The organism is Pseudoxanthomonas winnipegensis (assembly GCF_030322905.1).
Taxonomy (GTDB): domain Bacteria; phylum Pseudomonadota; class Gammaproteobacteria; order Xanthomonadales; family Xanthomonadaceae; genus Pseudoxanthomonas_A; species Pseudoxanthomonas_A winnipegensis.
The window spans coordinates 2111063-2129341 of sequence record NZ_CP095475.1 but is presented as its reverse complement, the minus strand read 5'-3'; the positions used below and the strand labels follow the sequence as shown (position 1 = coordinate 2129341).

Genomic DNA, 18279 nt, shown 5'->3' with positions numbered 1-18279 from the left:
GCCCTGGATCCAACCCGCACTCGGGTTTCAGCCAGGCGACCACCCCGTGTCCAAGCCATGTCACCGAGACGCACAACCCCCGCTCTCCATGCGCCCTACCCTGTCCGCGCCGTCATCACCCATGTCAATCCGGACTTCACCCGGCCCGTGCCAGCATCGGTTCTATGAGCGGGCAAAAGCGACTGCCGCCGTGGCATGAGAACTTCCGGTTGCGTGACGGCCGGGAACTGCTGATCCGCCCCATCCGGCAAGAGGATGCGGCGCCGATCCGTGGTGCATTCGAGCTGCTGGAACCGATCGAGATCCGCCAGCGCTTTCTCACGACCATGGCCGAACTTCCGGCGGACCAGGCCGCGCGCCTGTGCAGCCCGGACCCAAGAACCGAATTCGCCCTGGTGGCGGCCGAGCCCTTGCCTCCCGGCGAGGCGCTGGTCGGCGCCGTGGCCAGGGCCCGGGTGCTGCCCGACGGCCAGCAGGCCGAGTACGCCGTGCTGGTCAGCCGCTTCATCGCCGGCCAGGGCGTGGGCCGCCACTTGATGCGCAGGCTGGTCAAATGGGCGCGCGGCCGCAATCTGCGGCAGCTGCTCGGCGATGTGCAGCACGACAACCAGCCCATGCTGCAGCTGGTGCGCTCGCTCGGCTTCCGCGTCCTGCCCGAGCGCCCGGCCCAGGGGCTGGTGCGGGTGGTGCTGGACCTGGACACCGCCGACGGTCGTCTGCCCGCCGAGACCACCAGCCCGGTCTGAAGCGCCTCGCCCGCCGGGCGCCCCCGGCGTACCGGCCGCCTCACGCGGCCGGGCTTGCCCGCCACGTTAAAATGGTGGGCTGATGAGCAAGCCCGTCCCCTCCCCGCCGCTGCCTCGCGCCGGCCACGCGCGCGCCTGGTGGCGCGCCCCCGCCTCCCCGACCGCTCTGGCCTGGTACCTGATCCAGGCCGCGCGCGCCCACGAGGGCCCGCTGCTGGCCATCGCCGCGGACAACCACGCCGCGCACCAGATCGAATCGGACCTGCACACCCTGCTCGGCCCCGACGCCGCACTGCCGGTGCTGCCGTTCCCGGACTGGGAAACCCTGCCCTACGACCGCTTCAGCCCGCATCCGGACATCGTCTCCCAGCGCCTGGCCGCGCTGAACCGCCTGCCCACCCTGGCGCGCGGCATCGTGGTGGTGCCGGTGCAGACCCTGATGCAGCGCCTGGCGCCGGTGGCGCGCATGTCCGGCAGCAGCTTCGACTACAGGGTCGGCGAGAAGCTGGACTTCGACACCGAGAAGCGCCGGCTGGAAGCGGCCAGCTACCGCAACGTGCCGCAGGTGCAGGACCCGGGCGACTTCGCCGTGCGCGGCGGCCTGCTGGACGTCTATCCGATGGGCGCCAAGGCGCCGCTGCGCATCGAGCTGTTCGACGAGAGCATCGACACCATCCGCGCCTTCGACCCGGAGACCCAGCGCTCGCTGGAGAAGACCGAGGCGATCCGCATCCTGCCCGGGCGCGAGGTGCCGCTGGACCCGCGCAGCGTGGAGAAGGCGATGAACGCGCTGCGCGAGCGCTTCGACGTGGACACGCGTCGCAGCAGCCTCTACCAGGACCTCAAGTCCGGTCTGGCGCCGGCCGGCATCGAGTACTACCTGCCGCTGTTCTACGAGCAGACCGCTACCCTGTTCGACTACGTGGGCGACAAGGCGCTGCCGGTGCTGGCCGATGCCGCGCTGGCCAATGCCGACGCGTTCTGGCTGCAGGCGCAGTCGCGCTACGAACAGCGCCGGCACGATGTCGAGCACCCGGTGCTGCCGCCCGAGGAGCTGTACCTGGCCCCCAACCCGCTGCGCGAGCTGCTCAACCAGCGTCCGCGCGTGGAGCTGTGCGGCCCGACGCATCCGCGCGTCGAGGACGCCACCCCGCTGGGCGACGTCACACTGCCGCCGCTGCCCCTGGCCCCGCGCGACGCGCCCGCCGGTCACGCGCTGCGCCAGTTCATCGAAGGCTACCCCGGCGGCGTGCTGGTGGCGGCCGACTCGGCCGGCCGCCGCGAGGCGCTGCTGGAGGTGATGCAGTCGGCCGGGCTGAAGCCCGAAGTGGTCCCCGACTTCAGGGCATTCCTCGATCCTTCTCCCTCCGGGAGAAGGTGGCGCGGAGCGCCGGATGAGGGTGCGACGGAGTCAGCCAGGTCCGAACCATCGCGCACGCCCCGAACCCTCACCCCAACCCCTCTCCCGACGGGAGAGGGGCTCACTGCCAGCGACGGCGAGGCCGCGCCGCTGAAGTTCGCCATCGCCGTGTCGCCGCTGGAAGACGGCTTCGCCCTGGAGGCCCCGCGCATCGCGGTGCTGACCGAGCGCCAGCTGTTCCCCGAGCGCGCCAACCAGCCGCATCGCCGGCGCCGCAGCGGCAAGGAACCCGAGGCGATCATCCGCGACCTGGGCGAGCTGTCCGAGGGCGCGCCGATCGTGCACGAGGACCACGGCGTGGGCCGCTACCGCGGCCTGGTCACGCTGGAGGCCGGCGGCATGCCGGCCGAATACGTGGAGATCGAGTACGCCAAGGGCGACCGCCTGTACGTGCCGGTGGCCCAGCTGCACCTGATCAGCCGCTACTCCGGCGCCTCGGTGGAGACCGCGCCGCTGCATTCGCTCGGCGGCGAGGCCTGGACCAAGGCCAAGCGCCGCGCCGCGGAGAAGGTGCGGGACGTGGCCGCCGAACTGCTGGAGATCCAGGCCCGCCGCCAGGCCCGCGCCGGCCTGGCGCTGGACGTGGACCGGGCCATGTACGAGCCCTTCGCCGCGACCTTCCCCTTCGAGGAGACGCCGGACCAGCACGCGGCCATCGAGGCGGTGCTGCGCGATCTGGCCAGCAGCCAGCCGATGGACCGCGTGGTCTGCGGCGACGTGGGCTTCGGCAAGACCGAGGTCGCCGTGCGCGCGGCCTTCGCCGCGGCCAGCGCCGGCAAGCAGGTGGCCGTGCTGGTGCCGACCACGTTGCTGGCCGAGCAGCACTACCGCAACTTCCGCGACCGCTTCGCCGACTGGCCGCTGCGCGTGGAGGTGCTCTCGCGCTTCAAGTCGACCAAGGAGATCAAGGCCGAACTGGCCAAGGTGGCCGAGGGCCAGCTGGACGTGATCGTCGGCACCCATCGCCTGCTGCAGGCCGACGTCAAGTTCAAGGACCTGGGGCTGGTGATCGTCGATGAGGAGCAGCGCTTCGGCGTGCGCCAGAAGGAGGCGCTCAAGGCCATGCGCGCCAACGTGCACCTGCTCACCCTGACCGCCACGCCGATCCCGCGCACGCTCAACATGGCCATGGCCGGCCTGCGCGACCTGTCGATCATCGCCACCCCGCCGGCCAACCGCATGGCGGTGCAGACCTTCGTCACCGTGTGGGACGAGGCGCTGCTGCGCGAGGCCTTCCAGCGCGAGCTCGCCCGCGGCGGCCAGGTGTACTTCCTGCACAACGACGTGGAGAGCATCGGCCGCATGCAGCGCGACCTGCAGGCGCTGGTGCCCGAGGCGCGCATCGGCGTGGCCCACGGCCAGATGCCCGAGCGTGAGTTGGAACAGGTGATGCTGGGCTTCCAGAAGCAGCGCTTCAACGTGCTGCTGTGCTCGACCATCATCGAGTCGGGCATCGACATCCCCAACGCCAACACCATCATCATCAACCGCGCCGACCGCTTCGGCCTGGCCCAGCTGCACCAGCTGCGCGGCCGCGTCGGCCGCTCGCACCACCGTTCCTACGCGTATCTGGTGGCGCCGGAGACGCGCGCGCTGACCGAAGATGCGCGGCGCCGGCTGGAGGCGATCTCCTCGATGGACGAACTGGGCGCCGGCTTCATGCTCTCCACCCACGACCTGGAGATCCGCGGCGCCGGCGAACTGCTGGGCGAGGACCAGAGCGGCCAGATGGCCGAGATCGGCTTCAGCCTGTACACCGAGCTGCTGGACCGCGCCGTGCGCTCGATCCGCCGCGGCCACCTGCCCGACGTGGACGTGGGCGAAGAGGCCCGCGGCGCCGAGATCGGCCTGCACGTGCCGGCCCTGATCCCCGAGGACTACCTGCCCGACGTGCACACGCGCCTGACCCTGTACAAGCGCATCTCCAGCGCCCGCGACGTGGACGAACTGCGCGAACTGCAGGTCGAGATGATCGACCGCTTCGGCCTGCTGCCCGACCCGGTCAAGCACCTGTTCGCCACGGCCGAACTCAAGCTCAGCGCCGACGCGCTGGGCATCCGCAAGCTGGAACTGGGCGAGAGTGGGGGGCGCATCGTGTTCGAGGCCAAGCCCAAGGTCGACCCGATGACCGTCATCCAGCTGATCCAGAAGCAGCCCCGCATCTACGCCATGGACGGCCCGGACAAGCTGAAGATCAAGCTCCCCCTGCCCGAGCCGGCCGACCGGTTCAATGCGGCCAAGGGATTGATGGCGGCGCTGGCGCCGGCGGGGTGACGAGCGCACGGATGTCAGGCTACGGTAGATTGGCGATGTCGGGGCCTCATGTCCCGCCGGGATAGCGTTTCTTCGGCGACCCGGAATCATGTAAATGAGCCCATCGCCATCACCAAAGCGGAACTCAAGTTCCGTCAAGCCGGAGCCGATTCGCGCTCCGGCTGACTGGAAGCGTTACGCGCCAACGGAGCCTCACATGCAGTTAGAAGCAACTTACAGGTTGACGTATTCCGAGCGGCTTCGCGCAATCTGGGACTTGTCGTGGGGGTCGCCGTTAGCGATGCTTTGGTTGTTGTTCTTTCCGGCCTGCGGCTTTGCGCTGCTCTGGTTCATGAGTCGGTCCACTAGCCAAAACACCGCTTGGGACTACATTTTCGAGGTCTTCTGCTTTGCATTCGTCCCGAGCATGTTCCTCTGGAACGCGTTTCGGGCCCAGCGCGCGGACCAGGTCAAGGGCCCATACACCTATCGTTTTGATAGCGAAGGTCTGCATGTTTCCACCCGGACCTCGGAACTCACGCAACGTTGGCCTGCCATCCTGCGTGTACGAATTAAAGGCGGAATGCTGTACCTCTACTTCGCCAAATCCTGCGCTCACTGTGTCCCGTTACGGGTGCTGCCGGACACCGACTCTGTGGCCGTTGTTCAACAACTCGCAACGGCAGGCGGCGTGCCTTATGTAGCCATCTAAGAACTTGTCCAAGCGACGTCACCTCTCGACGCCCTGCTTCAATTGTGAAGCGGTGTCGCCGTCGCTTCGATGCTCGATTATCGGATCTTGGTTATGACGTGGGTGCCTAACAAGTCATTCAAGCCGACGCCGCTTTGCGTCGCGACTTAATTCAAGCATTAGACCGCACAGACATGAAAGAGGTCGATACCATTTCTTGGATTTTTTTAGCAATCTGGTTCTTGGATAAGAGTACGGTAACGCGGCTAGAGATTTCCCATTCCGCCGACGCTATCAACCATGCTATGCAACTTGAAAGCGAGCTTGATCTTGCTATCGACTTCCTCGCCGCACATGGCCTCATTGAGCAGAATGGCGACCGCTATTCCCTCACAAAACCAGGCAAGCAAATGATCGCGGCGGCAAACCAGAATTCTGGCAACATCTTCGACACATGGGCTACCCTCAAAAATGGCATTGCCACCGCGGGCGCGTCCTGACAGTTCATTGAAGCCGAACTTGTCCGCCATGCTGCCAAGTCGGCTTAACTCAGGCTTTAGGCATGTGGCTTCTGTACCGGCTCGGCATTCCCTCTTGCCGCAGCCAAGCCGCCGGCCAACACTTGGCAGGTCACCTCATTAGAGCGTTCGAGTGATAAGCCCTGCATCGAAAGCAACACATGACAATGGAATCGTCGGCACGCGCGCCCAGCCGGCAACCTGCGTTTTGAGGCCAAGCCCAAGGTCGACCCGATGACCGTCATCCAGCTGATCCAGAAGCAGCCCCGCATCTACGCCATGGACGGCCCGGACAAGCTGAAGATCAAGCTCCCCCTGCCCGAGCCGGCCGATCGGTTCAATGCGGCCAAGGGGCTGATGGCGGCGCTGGCGCCGGCGGGGTGACGCGGCACCAAGTCCGCGAACTGAGGTAGATTGGCGTCGTCGGGCCGCGGCGGCGTGCCGGGGTCCTTTCCAAGGAGTTGGAATCATGAAGCGCGAACCGTTGATCCTGCTTGCGGTATTTATGGCCGCCCTTTTGATCCATTCGCTCGGCGCACCGGCCACACACTTCGCCGACGATGCATTCATCATGGGCTACCGCGTCGGCGCGGCCATTGGCGCGGCAGTGCGTGACATGGGTTACGCAGCCATCGGGCTGGTTCTGTTTCACGCCCTGGATCGACGCCGCACCGAACGCGCCAGGACCGCGGGCACGCTGGGAGCGCGCTGAGCCTTTTGAGACCCCGAAGCTGCCTGCATGCCAGTCTCGGCCCTCTCGTACTGTCGGCAGGACCTGATCATTCCGTCCTGACGTCGCTTTGCGGCGTGACTTAACTTAGACCCAGGTGCTCGCATGAAGTTGCTCGCACACTTAGTCCTCTTCATTGCCCTTATGGCGATCTGCGCGACGGTGCGCGCGACCTCATCCTTGTCGTTCGAGGGTCAAGGCTACTGGTTGGACCTTGAGATTGGACACACCGATCAGCCAGTTGTAGCAAGCATCACTTTCCACAAGCCAGGAGACTCGAAGGGCGTCGTTCTGCGCGACGATTTTCTGGTGAGAGTTTTCGACGTACGCGGCAAGAGACTGGTTCTTTACTACAAAGGCAGCGATCCTCGCGTAGGGCCGTTCACCTTCATCGTTCATGGTGAAAGAGCCACACTTGAAACGGCTGGAACCCACATAAATTCTGATTTCAACTGGCTCATGTAGGTGCGCGACCACGCACCTGCCACTCGGACGTGCACGCGCCTGGCCCTGTACAAGCGCATCTCCAGCGTCCGCGACGCGGACGAATGGTGCGAACGAGGGATTTATGGCGGCGCTGGCGCAGGCATCGTGACCGGCGCAGTGACTGAGGAGTGCGGTAGATTAGCCCCGCCGGGCCCCGGCGCCATGATGGCCAGAGACTCGCTGGAACTGAGCTGACCGTCCGACAATGCATTGTTGGCGCAATCCCGGCTACGCTCCGAAGTTTGAGAAGCCAAGAAGGCCACGATGGGCGCGAAGACATGGATGCTGGTGTGGGCAGAGCACGACGCGCGACTAGCGCTACTCGCGTCGCCCGTGCTGGACAGGGAGGCGACGCAGCGACTGGCGTCGCGCCTGTTCCCAGATGAGACGCTGACGCTGGCGGGTGAAGGCGACTTGTCTTTTACCTGCCCGCCCGATGACGAAGTGTTGATCGGCTGCTTTGCCGGTGTCAGCGTGATTGCGGCGAAAGAGTGCGCACTGGATCATCCCTCGCGCCTCCCAAGCCGCTTCATCGGTCCAGGCACGGTGACGCTTCATGCAATGCATAGTGTTGTTGACTGGCTCGCATTCGCGCAGTGGCGAGATGGCCAACTGCAACGCAGCTTGAGCTTGTCGCCAGACAGCGGCATTCTAGAAAATATCGGCAAACCGTTCGAATTTGAGCTGCCTTTTTGGGCAGGCCAGCATACGCCATTGGATCCGATCGAAATCGAAGCGGGCGAAACCTATCCATTCCCCTTCCATCCACTGGAGCTAGGTGAGGCAGCGCTTGTCGCGTTCTTTGGATATCAGCTGGAAGGCTTCATGGGCAGCGGGGCTCCATCGCTAGAACCCGAAGAGATTCCACTACTGGCATTCCGGCGAGGCAAACAGCCACATAAATCGTGGTGGAAGATTTGGTGATCCGAGAGCTGATCACCATGAGAATTATCGGCCATCTTGTATGCATCTTGTTACTTCTATGCCTTTCAGGTTGCGCGCCTCCCGGCACCAAACTCAATTCAGTTGCGAAGGACTGCGATGTATCCTGGATCGAACATAGCCAGCTCCCGGCACAAAAGGCTTGTGAGTTACGTGCGCTAGCAAGGCGGTGCGCCGTATCAGACCGCTGTCAGATCCAATGCGAGGCAAAGGGTGGCTTACCGAATATTGGAGGCGGTTGCAGCCACGTTTGCCAGGGCGGTGGCGCCGCCCAAACCGACGAGGACATTGCCAAGAACGGCGGCCTATATTCCACTGAAGAATCGATTGCTTGCTACAATCAATCACGCCAACAGCTCTAGTGACTCGCCCCAGCTTATGCGACTTCGCGGCGTAGTACAGGCCGCCCAACTCAGCCGAATGAAACGGTCGCCCGAAGCATAAATTCAAAACTGGCTTGGCTTTTTCCCAGTGCACCCACTGTGCTGATCGTGGCTCCCTCCATTCTGTTGAGAAAATGAATTGAATCTCTGTTCCCTCAACGGTCTCCAGCGCTGGTATCGCGTCTTCGGGGCGATACTCCTCATTCTCACTGGATGTTCGACCTCATCAGCCCGCACACATCACAACGCATACGACGCGGTATCCGCCGTCGAGCTCTATCGCGGCGAATGCTTCTGGGGTACATGTCCAAGCTACAAGCTCAAACTCGGTGTGGATGGTCAACTGAGCTTCACGGGTCTCAGTGCCGTCCCCGCACTTGGCGAACGCCAAAAGACCATTGCCGCGGCAGACGTTCAAGCCATTCTCGCAACACTTGATCAGATGAACTATTTCTCTCTATCTGATCGCTACACCACGCGGCAAGAGGGTTGCAAGGAAGTCTGGTCAGACGCGCCCGCTGCCGAAGTGACCGTCACACACCACGCCGTGCGCAAGACCGTGTTGTACTACTTCGGTTGCAGAGGCGGGAAGAAGCCGGAGCAGCTAAGCCGCCTCATCAAAGTCATCGAAGACCGAACGGGGATCGCCGACTGGATCGATGTCGACCTACAATCCAGACCCGAGCCACTTCCATCTCAGCCCTGAAGCGACACTGCCTCCCTACCCGTCAGCAGCTCCCGTTCCGCACGGCGCTGCCGTTCGCTGGCTCGATGGAAGTCCCGATTCAACTGAAGCGTCTTGGTGACTATCGATAAAGCTGCAGCGCCTTGGTAGCCCGCAAGATTTCAGGTTCATGCGCGCAACCTTCCCTCTCATAAAGGCTTTCGTTGCTGCGCGGGCGCCACCATCCGCAAGAGTCGTTACGAAAATGAACATCCGTAAAGCGCAGCCAGAAGACCATCCATCGCTCCTTGGCATCTGGGAACAATCGGTGCGCGCGTCGCACGATTTCCTGTCGGAGCAAGACATCCAATCGCTGCTTCCCCTCGTGCGCGATCACGCCTTGCCGGGGCTTGAAGTCTGGATCCTGTGCGACGAGACGTCATCGCCGATCGGCTTCATGGGGTTGGACGACAACAAGGTGGAGGCATTGTTCATTGCTCCTACCAGTTTTCGGCGGGGTGGGGGAAAGGTCATGCTTGAGCATGCGAGAAAACTGAAAGGCGCGCTGAAGGTAGACGTCAACGAGCAGAATCCCCGCGCGGTCGCGTTTTACCTCTCCAATGGGTTTGTCGTCTCTGGCCGCTCCCCCTTGGATGCCCAAGGGTTGCCATTCCCGTTGTTGCATCTGGATGAAGCCAGTCCGAGCGCCGCATAGCCGCTCGAGCCAACGCCGCCTCGCGGCTCGGTTTCAGGCCGGGGATGTGGGCGCTACAGGCGAGGTCAGGTTCGCTTGTTGAGCAGCGAGAGAAGCGATCCGACCTCTCCTTCTGCTACGCCAGATCTCCCGCTTTGAATCGCAGAACCCGTGCCGGTCATCAGCGCCAGCGCCGCAGCGCGCACATCGGCGTCCAGTTCGACCAGCGCTTCGAAGCGCTCGCTGGCCCAGGTCGCGATCGGCACGCCGTCGCGGTAGACCACGCGGTTGCCGGGCACGCGCGGGATGCGTTCGCCGGGCAGGACGGTGCCGAGCAGGTTGGCGGGGTCGCAGGCCGAGAGCGCCAGCAGGCCGCCCTCGTGCGGGCGGCGGCGGGTGTCGCGCAGCAGGCCGATCGCTTCGGGCAGGGCGAACTGTTCGCCGCTCAGGCCTTCGATGAAGCGGCCGCCGCGGATCTCGCCGCGCGCTTCCAGGCGCTGGTAGACGCGGGACAGTTCGCGCCAGGGCGGCAGCCAGGCGGCCTCGCGTTCGAGCAGGCGCCAGGCGACCACGCCATAGCGCTGCAGCAGCACGCGGGCGATGTGTTCGACCGAGGACGTGCGGGCCTCGGCCTGCAGGGCGCGGGCCTGCGCATCGTCGGCCTCGGCCTCCGGCGCGCTGCGCACCAGGGCCCAGCGGCCCGCGTCCTGGATGCCGAACAGCGGCACGCGCCGGCGCTTGCGCGACAACGCGGACGGGCGCTTGGAGGCCGGCACCAGCAGCGCGCGCAGGCCGCCGAAGCTGTCGCAGTGGGCGCGGCCGCGTGCGACCAGTTCGGACAAGGCGTCTTCCAGTTCGGTGGACAGCAGCCGCGTGCCCTCGGCGATCTCGTCGAAGAACGAGGCGCCATGCATCGCCAGATAGTCGGCCACCCGCTGCGCCCGCGAGCCCAGCGCGGCCTCGCCCTCGCCGTGCGGCGCCAGCCGCGTCCAGTGGGCGGCGGTGCGGCGCGGCAGCAGCAGGATCGGCGTGGCGCGTAGCGACGGACTGGTGCCGGTCGCCGGCCTTTGCGCCTTGCCCGCGTTCGCGCGCAAGGCGCTGGATCCCCGCCTTCGCGGGGATGACGAACCGACAGAGGACGAGGTCTCGGACGACAGCACCCCAGGCGCCGGACGCAGGCGCGTCCACAGGGTGCGGCCGGCGCTGCACAGTTCGTCCAGCCACGAAGGTGTGTAGTCGCGCATCCGCGCCGTGAGCAGTTCGTGCTCCCAGACCGCGGCCTGCGCCTCGTAGCCTTCCAGCTGCGCCAGGACGCCGGCCAGGGCCTCGGGGCCGGCCACGCGCGATTCGGCATCCAGATGCTGCCAGCGGAACAGGAAGCGCGCGTAGTCGCGCGCCGGGACCGGCTCGATCTCGCGCCGCAGCCGGCCCAGCGTGTAGCGGTGGATGCGCGCCAGCAGGTGGCGCTCGCACCACTCGTCCTGCGCGGCGCCGGGCGTGAAGCGGCCAGCGATGACGAAGCCATCGGCCTGCAGGGCCAGCAGGCCGGCCTGCACCTGGGTCAGCGGCAACTGCAGGTCCGCCGCGATCACGGCCGCCGGCAGCGGGCCGAATCCGGACAGGCGTGCGCGCAGCAGCTCGCGCAAGGCCGGCTCCGGCTGCCAGGCCTCCACTTCGTAGCCGCGCGGCGCGGCGATGGCCGGCTCGGGGACGGCGCCGGCGTACAGCGGGCCGAACTGGGCCAGGCGCTCGGCAGCGATCCACAGCCCCGGCGCCCCCTGCGCATCGACCAGCCACGCGGCGCGGCCGGCCTGCGTCAGCTGCTGCAGCCAGCCGGCCCAGCCGGCATTGGCCTGGATTTCCGCCGGCGTCAGCACGCCCAGGCCGCTCAAGGCCTCGTGCAGTTCGTCGGCGTCGCGCGCCTGCGGCCAGGCCTCGGCGCGCACGGCGGCGATGGCCTCGGGATCGAGCCGGCCCAGATCGTCGGCCGTCTCCGGGTCGCCGTAGCGCCGCGACTGCACGGCCTGGGTGCGGCGCTCCTCCAGCGGCGCGTCGTCGAGGAAGGCGTAGGGCCGCGCGTTGAGCGCCTCGGCCGCCAGCGGCGAGGGGCCGGTCAGATCGCGCGCCAGCAGGCGTACCTGGCCGCTTTCCATGCGCCGCAGCAGCGCCAGCCACCCTTGCGCGTCCATCGCCTCGTGCAGGCAATCCTCCAGCGTCTGCGCGACCAGCGGGTGATCAGGAACCTCGCGCTCGCCGACGATGTTCTCCAGGCAGGCGACCTGGTCGGGGAAGACCGTGGCCAGCAGATCCTCGGACTTCATGCGCTGCAGCTGCGGCGCGGTCCGGCGGCCGCCGGTGAAGCGCGGCAGCGCCAGCGCGTTGGTCGCATTCCAGCGCCAGCGCACGCCGAACAGCGGCGCATCCAGCAAGGCCTGCACCAGCACCTCCAGCGCGCTGCCGGACTTGAGGTAATGCCAGACCTCCTCCAGCGGGAAGCTGTGGCTGGTGGACAGGGACAGCACGATGGCGTCCTCGGTCGCGGCGGCCTGCAGCTCGAAGTTGAAGGTGCGGCAGAAGCGCTTGCGCAGCGCCAGGCCCCAGGCGCGGTTGAGCCGGCTGCCGTAGGGGCTGTGGATGACCAGTTGGGTGCCGCCGCTGCCGTCGAAGAAGCGCTCCATCACCAGCTGCTGCTGGGTCGGCAGCGCGCCCAGCGCGGTCGCCGCGGCGACCAGGTAATCGGCGATCTGCCGTGCGGCCTCGGCGTCGAGCCGCAGCTGCGTGCGCAGCAGCACGAGCACGGCCTCGCGTCCGCCCTGCTCGGCCGCCTGGCCCACCTCCGCGCGCAGGCGCGAGACCGCCTGCGAGAGTTCGTCGGTGCGGCCCGGCGCCTCGCCGAGCCAGAACGGGATATTGGGCGCGGCGCCGCGCGCATCCTCCACCCGCACCCGGCCCGGCTCCACGCGCAGGATGCGATAGCTGGTGTTGCCCAGCTGGAACACGTCGCCGGCCAGGCTCTCGACCGCGAAGTCCTCGTTGACCGTGCCGATGGTCTGCGCCTGCGGTTCCAGCAGCACGCTGTAGTCGCCGGTCTCGGGGATGGTGCCGCCGCTGGTCAGGGCCGTCATGCGCGCGCCGCGGCGCTGGCGCAGGCGGCCGTTGACCGCATCGCGGTGCACGTAGCCGGCGCGCTGGCCGTTGCGGGTGGCGAAGCCCTCGGAGAGCATGCGCACCACCGCGTCGAATGCTTCCCGCGACAGCCGCGCATACGGCCAGGCGCCGCGCACCAGCTCGAACAAGGCGTCCTCGTCCCAGTCCTGGGTGGCGGTCTCGGCCACGATCTGCTGGGCCAGCACGTCGCGCGGCGCCTCGAGCAGATGTAGCGCGTCCAGTTCGCCGCGCTGCACGGCATCGAGCAGCGCGGCGCATTCGACCAGCTCATCGCGCGACTGCGGGAACAGCCGCGCCTTGGGCGTGCCCCTGACCGCATGGCCGGAGCGCCCGGCGCGCTGCAGAAAGGTGGCGATGGAGCGTGGCGAGCCGATCTGGCAGACCAGGTCCACATCGCCGATATCCAGGCCCAGCTCCAGCGAGGCGGTGGCCACCAGCACCCGCAGCTGGCCGGCCTTGAGGCGCTGTTCGGCCAGCAGCCGCGCCTCACGCGCCAGGCTGCCGTGGTGCGCGGCCACCGCATCCTTGCCCAGCAGCTCGCCCAGGTGCCGGGTCACGCGCTCGGCCATGCGCCGGGTGTTGACGAACACCAGCGTGGTGCGGTGCTCCCGCACCAGGGCGGCGATGCGCTCGTGGATCTGCTGCAGCTGGTCGCCGGACAGCACCACCGACAGCGGCGTGGGCGGCAGCTCCAGCGCCAGATCGCGCTGGCGCGTGTAGCCGATATCGACGATGGCGCAATCCGGCGTGTCGCCGTGCACATGGCGGCTGCCGACCAGGAAGCGCGCGACTTCTTCGATCGGCTTCTGCGTGGCCGACAGGCCCACGCGCACCGGCGGGGTCTGGCACAGGTGGGCCAGGCGCTCCAGCGACAGCGCCAGATGGCTGCCGCGCTTGCTGGCGGCGACCGCGTGGATCTCGTCGACGATGACGGTGCGCACGTGGCGCAGGGAGGCGCGGCCCGATTCGCTGCCCAGCAGCACGTACAGCGACTCGGGCGTGGTCACCAGCACATGCGGCGGCAGCTTGCGCGCTGCGGCGCGCTCGCGCTGCGGGGTGTCGCCGGTGCGCACGGCGGTGCGGATGGCCACATCGGGCAGCGCCAGCGCGCGCAGTTCGGCGCGGATGCCGGCCAGCGGCGCTTCCAGGTTCAGATGGATGTCGTTGGACAGCGCCTTGAGCGGCGAGACGTACAGCACCCGGGTCTCGTCCGGCAGCGCGCCGCCGGCCGCCACGCCCTCGCGCACCAGCGCATCCAGCGCCGCCAGGAAGGCGGTCAGCGTCTTGCCCGACCCGGTCGGCGCGGCCACCAGCGTGTGCTGGCCGGACTGGATCGCCGGCCACGCCTGGACCTGGGCGTCCGTCGGCGACGGAAACGCTCCGGCGAACCAGCGCTGGACGGCGGGATGGAAGGACAAGGCAGGCATGGGCGATCGCACAAAAGCGTGAACCCAAGATGGGGACGTCCGGGGCCGCGGTCAACACGCCCGGAATACCGGCCTGTGATGCGATGCAGAACGCGAAATGGGACCGATGCCTCGGAACCCCACGCAACGCAAAGACTTTTGCAACAGTCAGTTCGCGTTTTCTTTAGGTCCTCATCGATAGCGTCCTACGTGCTGCGCCCCGGCATCCCCCGACTGAGCGCGAACAGGAGCAAGACCGATGATGACGCTGAAACACGCCCACCCATCCCAGGAAGAAGAGCATCACCAGGACCCACGCTGGTCACAGCACGTCACCGAAACCAGCCATTCGCTGGACCTCAAGCCCGGCGTCTTCGAGCAGGACGACCCGAAGGACATCGCCCACGCGCTGAAGCGCGCGGCCGAAGCCAGCACCCGGCGCAAGGCGCCGCCCTTCCGCTCGGCCATGTCGATGCTGGTCTTCTACATCAACCGCGCCGGCAGCACCCTGCCCCGACAGCGGCTGGACATCCTGGAACGCGCCAAGGACGAACTGCGGGCGCTCTACGGCAAGCCGCGCAAGGCGGCCGCCTGATCCCAAGCGGCGCGCGGGCGATCCGCTGCGCGGCGCCCGCCCTCCTCTTACTTGACGAACAGCCCCGCGTCTTCCGGCGCCAGATAGGGCGCGAGCACCTGCGCGGGCACGTCCACGGTCTGGGTGCCGTCCGAGTACGGCCCGACCTGATACGGCGGGAAGACGAACCGCAGCGCGGTGATCTTGCCGTCTGCATTCATCACCGGCTGGAACAGGCTGAAGTTCTCCAGCTTGGGCGCGGTGCCCTCGTCGATCATCTGGGTGGCCGACTGCAGCAGGCTGGCGCGGTCCTCCGGCGACATGCCGGGATCGTCGTTGCGCAGCGAGGCGGCGGTATGCAGCTGTTCGCGCACATAGCTGCTGACCGCCTCCAGGCCCTGGCCCTGCGTCAGCAGCGACTGGGTGGTGAGCAGCGTCTGCCGCTGCGGCAGCCAGGTGAAGCGCGCCACCAGCGGCTCGCCGTGCGCCCCGCCGGTGTAGCGGCTGCCGTTGCCCGACACCGCCACCACCTCGGGCGTGTTGGCGACCATGTCGAAGGCCAGCGACAGTTCGTACGGCGCGGTCGGCTTCTCCTGACCGAGGTCCCTCACCGCCTCCATCAGCCCCTGACGGGCGGCGCCGGCGTAATCGCCGACGGCCTTGGCCAGACCCGAGTACTGGTTGATCTGCGGCGGATAGCTGATGCCGATGACATAGCGCGGGTCGGATTCGGCCACGTCGGCCAGCGCGGCCTGGGCCGGCGGCGCCGAGGCGGCAGGCGCGGTGCTGGCGGGTGTCGTGCCGTTGGCCGGCGCGCTGGCCTGGGGCGGTGTCGACGACGGGCTGCATGCGGCCAGCAGGCCCGCCACCAGCAGTGCGGGGACGATGGTCTTTCCTGTACCCATGGAAGTCATTCCTTCTTGCAAAAAACGGCAGGAGTGTAGCGGCGCGCGGGCCTGCGGGGCGGGCCTTCAGGCCCGCAGATCGGCGTACTCGGGATGGCGCTGCAGGAAGTCCGCGCTGTAGCTGCACACCGGGACGACCTTCAGGCCCTCGTTCCGGGCCAGGTCCAGCGCCGCACGCACCAGCTCGCTGGCCAGGCCGCGGTTGCGCAGCGCGTCGGGTACGAAGGTGTGGGTGATGACCATCTGCGCCCCGTGGCGGCGGTACTCCAACTCGGCCTGCTGGCCGTCCTTGTCCAGGAAGAACTTGCCGGCGGCGGGATCATGTTGGACGTCGGGCACGGGGCGCTGACCTTGGCTGAGAGGATGCACAGCCTGCCACGCCCGGCGTGAGACCGGCGCATGGCAGGGTCTGACCCAGCGCGTCACTTTCGCGCCGCCCGGAAGGCGGATGCCGCCCCGTGACGCCCCGCCACGCGGAGTCGAATTTTGGCATGGAAGCTGCATATGCAGTCCCCACGAACCAAGCGACGAATCAGCTAGGGGGACGTGCGATGAGTCAGATCGAAGAGGCGGGCAGCGAAGCGGGCGTGTCGTCCAGCGATTTCACCCTGCTCGAAGGCCTGTATCAGCTTTCCGTGAATGGCAATACCCAGGACTGGGAGTTCGAGCGGCTCAATAACGCCGTGTACGAGCGCCTGCTCTCGTCCTATGGCAGCGACGATGTTCCGTTCGATCAAAGCAAGAGCGCGCTGGCAGGGTCCTGACCAGCCGCGCCACCGGATTCGCGATTCACCATTGGAAACGGGCAACGGGGGTTGCCCGTTTTTTTTATGCTTCGCCAGAGCGCGTGGCCGGTCAGCACGAGTCTGAACAGGCTTCCCCAACCGCCTAGACCCAGCCGAGTGCTGACCCTCCACTAGCCCCCTGGCCGATTCTTGGGATGGCCCGAGGCTCGCGCCTCAGCGGGAGCCTCCTTCGGTGAAACCCTGCTTCTGTGGGACAACTGTCTCTCGGATCGAGCCGCAGCATCTTGTAGAGCGGAGCTTGCTCCGCTGCGTTTCGACGGGATCATCGGCAAGCCCCAGCGGAGCAAGCTCCGCTCTACAAGTGGAAGCCGCCATGGCGGCGATGAGGCTCTCCCGGTAAAGCCCCATCGCCGCCATGGCGGCTCCCACAGGGATTCAGATGGATGTCGGCCAGTTAAGGCCTGTGACCGCCTGGCCTTACCCTGGGTTACCGCCCCAGCGGCGCGCTTGCTGTTACTTGGCCTTGCCCTGATTGGCCACCGCCTCGGCGGCGCGCTTGGCCGCCTCCGGGTCGCCCAGGTAGCGGAAGGACTTGACCTGCAGCTGGTCGTCCAGCTCGAACAGCAGCGGGATGCCGGTGGGGATGTTGAGCTCCAGGATCTCTTCCTTGCTCACATGGTTGAGGTACTTGTACAGCGCGCGCAGCGAGTTGCCGTGCGCGGTCACCAGCACCGTCTTGCCGTCCTTGAGCGCCGGCGCGATGGCGTCGTGCCAGTACGGCAGCACCCGCTCCAGCGTCGTGGCCAGTGACTCGGTCGCCGGCAGCGCATTGCGGTCGAGCATGGCGTAACGCCGGTCCTGCGCCGGATGGCCCGGATCGGCCGCCTCCATCGGCGGCGGCGGGATGTCGTAGGAGCGGCGCCAGATCTTGACCTGCTCCTCGCCGTGCTTGGCCGCCGTCTCGGCCTTGTCCAGGCCCTGCAGCGCACCGTAGTGGCGCTCGTTCAGGCGCCAGCTCTTGTGCACCGGCAGCCAGTCCTGGTCCATCTCCTTCAGCGCGCCCTGCAGCGTGTGGATCGCACGCTTGAGCACCGAGGTGTAGGCCACGTCGAACTTCAGGCCCTCGTCCTTCATCAGCTTGCCGGCCGCGGCCGCCTCGGCGCGGCCCTGCTCGGTCAGATCCACGTCGACCCAGCCGGTGAACCGGTTGGACAGGTTCCACTCGCTCTGGCCGTGGCGCAGCAGGACTAGGGTTCGGCTCACTGGGTCGTTCTCCGCGAAGCTGTCAGGGGGTCGCCGATTGTACGGCCAGCGCGGGGCGGCTACAGGCGCGGGCGGCTCAGCTCGGCCAGGAAGTGCTGCAGCACCTGCGGCTCCATGATCAGCATGAACATGATCCCGTAGGCCGCCCCGGCCAGATGCGCGCTGTGGTTGACCCGATCGCCGCCGCGGCGGTCCATCCAGATGCTGTAGACCACGTAGAGCACGGCGAACAGGATGGCCGGCATCGGGATCACGAACACCAGGATCTGCGACCACGGCGCCAGCAGGATGAAGGCGAACAGCACCGCCGACACCGCCCCCGAGGCGCCCAGGCTGAAGTAGTTGGGGTCCTTCTGGTGCTTCAGATAGGTCGGCAGGATCGCCATCACCAGCGCCGACAGATAGAACAGCGGATACGCCCACCAGGTGCCGGTCTGCTGTTCCATGAAGCCCTCGATCTGCCGACCGAAGAAGAACAGCGTGAGCATGTTGAAGAACAGGTGCATGAAGTCGGCATGGATGAAGCCGTGCGTGATCAGCCGGTCGTACTGGTGAAGCTTGTCGATGGCCGGCGGCCACAGGATCAGGCGGTCGGCGACGCGGCGGTTGTTCAAGGCCAGCAGCGAGACGACCACGGTGATGACGATGAGGATCAGGGTGATCATGCGGTTCCTGTAAGCGGGACGAAGG

The 18279-nt window shown here is 66.9% G+C and carries 16 protein-coding genes and 1 pseudogene; 12 read left to right on the top strand and 5 right to left on the bottom strand.

Annotated elements, in window-relative coordinates; genetic code table 11:
- Positions 1-164: 164 nt before the first annotated feature.
- From MWN52_RS09450 to MWN52_RS09405, 10 genes and pseudogenes are all read left to right on the top strand, one after another.
- Positions 165-746: a GNAT family N-acetyltransferase gene (locus MWN52_RS09450; protein WP_286577588.1), complete on the top strand. Its 582-nt coding sequence runs from the start codon at positions 165-167 to the stop codon at positions 744-746.
- A gap of 79 nt (positions 747-825) precedes the next feature.
- Positions 826-4440, top strand: a complete 3615-nt coding sequence (gene mfd, locus MWN52_RS09445) for a transcription-repair coupling factor (RefSeq protein WP_425608118.1) — start codon at positions 826-828, stop codon at positions 4438-4440.
- A 196-nt stretch (positions 4441-4636) separates the two neighbouring features.
- Positions 4637-5131 (top strand): YcxB family protein, encoded by a 495-nt coding sequence (locus MWN52_RS09440; RefSeq protein ID WP_286577586.1) that lies wholly within the window; start codon positions 4637-4639, stop codon positions 5129-5131.
- A gap of 173 nt (positions 5132-5304) precedes the next feature.
- Positions 5305-5610, top strand: coding sequence for a hypothetical protein (locus MWN52_RS09435; protein WP_286577585.1), 306 nt, complete (start codon positions 5305-5307; stop codon positions 5608-5610).
- A 213-nt stretch (positions 5611-5823) separates the two neighbouring features.
- Positions 5824-6012 (top strand): annotated as a pseudogene (locus tag MWN52_RS09430) (hypothetical protein); the annotation flags it as partial.
- A gap of 85 nt (positions 6013-6097) precedes the next feature.
- Positions 6098-6340, top strand: coding sequence for a hypothetical protein (locus MWN52_RS09425; RefSeq protein WP_286577583.1), 243 nt, complete (start codon positions 6098-6100; stop codon positions 6338-6340).
- Between the two features lie 123 nt (positions 6341-6463).
- Positions 6464-6823 carry a hypothetical protein gene (locus MWN52_RS09420; RefSeq protein ID WP_286577582.1) on the top strand — a complete coding sequence of 120 codons (360 nt, stop codon included), beginning with the start codon at positions 6464-6466 and terminating at the stop codon, positions 6821-6823.
- A gap of 285 nt (positions 6824-7108) precedes the next feature.
- On the top strand, positions 7109-7768 hold the full coding sequence (locus MWN52_RS09415; RefSeq protein WP_286577581.1) for a DUF6928 family protein: 660 nt from the start codon (positions 7109-7111) through the stop codon (positions 7766-7768).
- 540 nt (positions 7769-8308) lie between these two features.
- Positions 8309-8875 (top strand): DUF6438 domain-containing protein, encoded by a 567-nt coding sequence (locus MWN52_RS09410; RefSeq protein WP_286577580.1) that lies wholly within the window; start codon positions 8309-8311, stop codon positions 8873-8875.
- A 223-nt stretch (positions 8876-9098) separates the two neighbouring features.
- On the top strand, positions 9099-9548 hold the full coding sequence (locus tag MWN52_RS09405) for a GNAT family N-acetyltransferase (protein ID WP_286577579.1): 450 nt from the start codon (positions 9099-9101) through the stop codon (positions 9546-9548).
- 65 nt (positions 9549-9613) lie between these two features.
- Here the strand turns inward: MWN52_RS09405 and MWN52_RS09400 are convergent, their stop codons facing one another.
- Positions 9614-14122, bottom strand: coding sequence for a DEAD/DEAH box helicase (locus MWN52_RS09400; protein ID WP_286577578.1), 4509 nt, complete (start codon positions 14120-14122; stop codon positions 9614-9616).
- 238 nt (positions 14123-14360) lie between these two features.
- On the opposite strand from MWN52_RS09400, the gene MWN52_RS09395 reads away from it, so the two are divergent.
- A complete protein-coding gene (locus MWN52_RS09395) occupies positions 14361-14696 on the top strand; it encodes a DUF3175 domain-containing protein (RefSeq protein WP_130518538.1) in 336 nt (111 codons plus the stop codon).
- A gap of 47 nt (positions 14697-14743) precedes the next feature.
- Here the strand turns inward: MWN52_RS09395 and MWN52_RS09390 are convergent, their stop codons facing one another.
- Together MWN52_RS09390 and MWN52_RS09385 are read right to left on the bottom strand one after the other, a co-directional pair.
- Positions 14744-15580, bottom strand: coding sequence for a DUF3298 and DUF4163 domain-containing protein (locus MWN52_RS09390; RefSeq protein WP_286577577.1), 837 nt, complete (start codon positions 15578-15580; stop codon positions 14744-14746).
- Between the two features lie 66 nt (positions 15581-15646).
- Entirely contained in the window at positions 15647-15919 is a 273-nt protein-coding gene (locus MWN52_RS09385) for a GNAT family N-acetyltransferase (protein ID WP_234852490.1), read from the bottom strand.
- Positions 15920-16131: 212 nt separating this feature from the next.
- Between MWN52_RS09385 and MWN52_RS09380 the strand changes: the two genes are divergently transcribed.
- Complete coding sequence (locus MWN52_RS09380; protein ID WP_286577576.1) at positions 16132-16344, top strand: hypothetical protein; 213 nt, start codon at positions 16132-16134, stop codon at positions 16342-16344.
- Positions 16345-16839: 495 nt separating this feature from the next.
- Here MWN52_RS09380 and gpmA read toward each other — a convergent pair whose 3' ends face one another.
- Both gpmA and MWN52_RS09370 read right to left on the bottom strand, forming a co-directional pair.
- A complete protein-coding gene (gpmA, locus tag MWN52_RS09375; protein WP_130518546.1) occupies positions 16840-17589 on the bottom strand; it encodes a 2,3-diphosphoglycerate-dependent phosphoglycerate mutase in 750 nt (249 codons plus the stop codon).
- Positions 17590-17648: 59 nt separating this feature from the next.
- The gene (locus tag MWN52_RS09370) at positions 17649-18254 is read right to left on the bottom strand and encodes a rhomboid family intramembrane serine protease (protein ID WP_286577575.1); all 606 of its coding nucleotides are present in this window, start codon (positions 18252-18254) and stop codon (positions 17649-17651) included.
- Between the last annotated feature and the right edge of the window lie 25 nt (positions 18255-18279).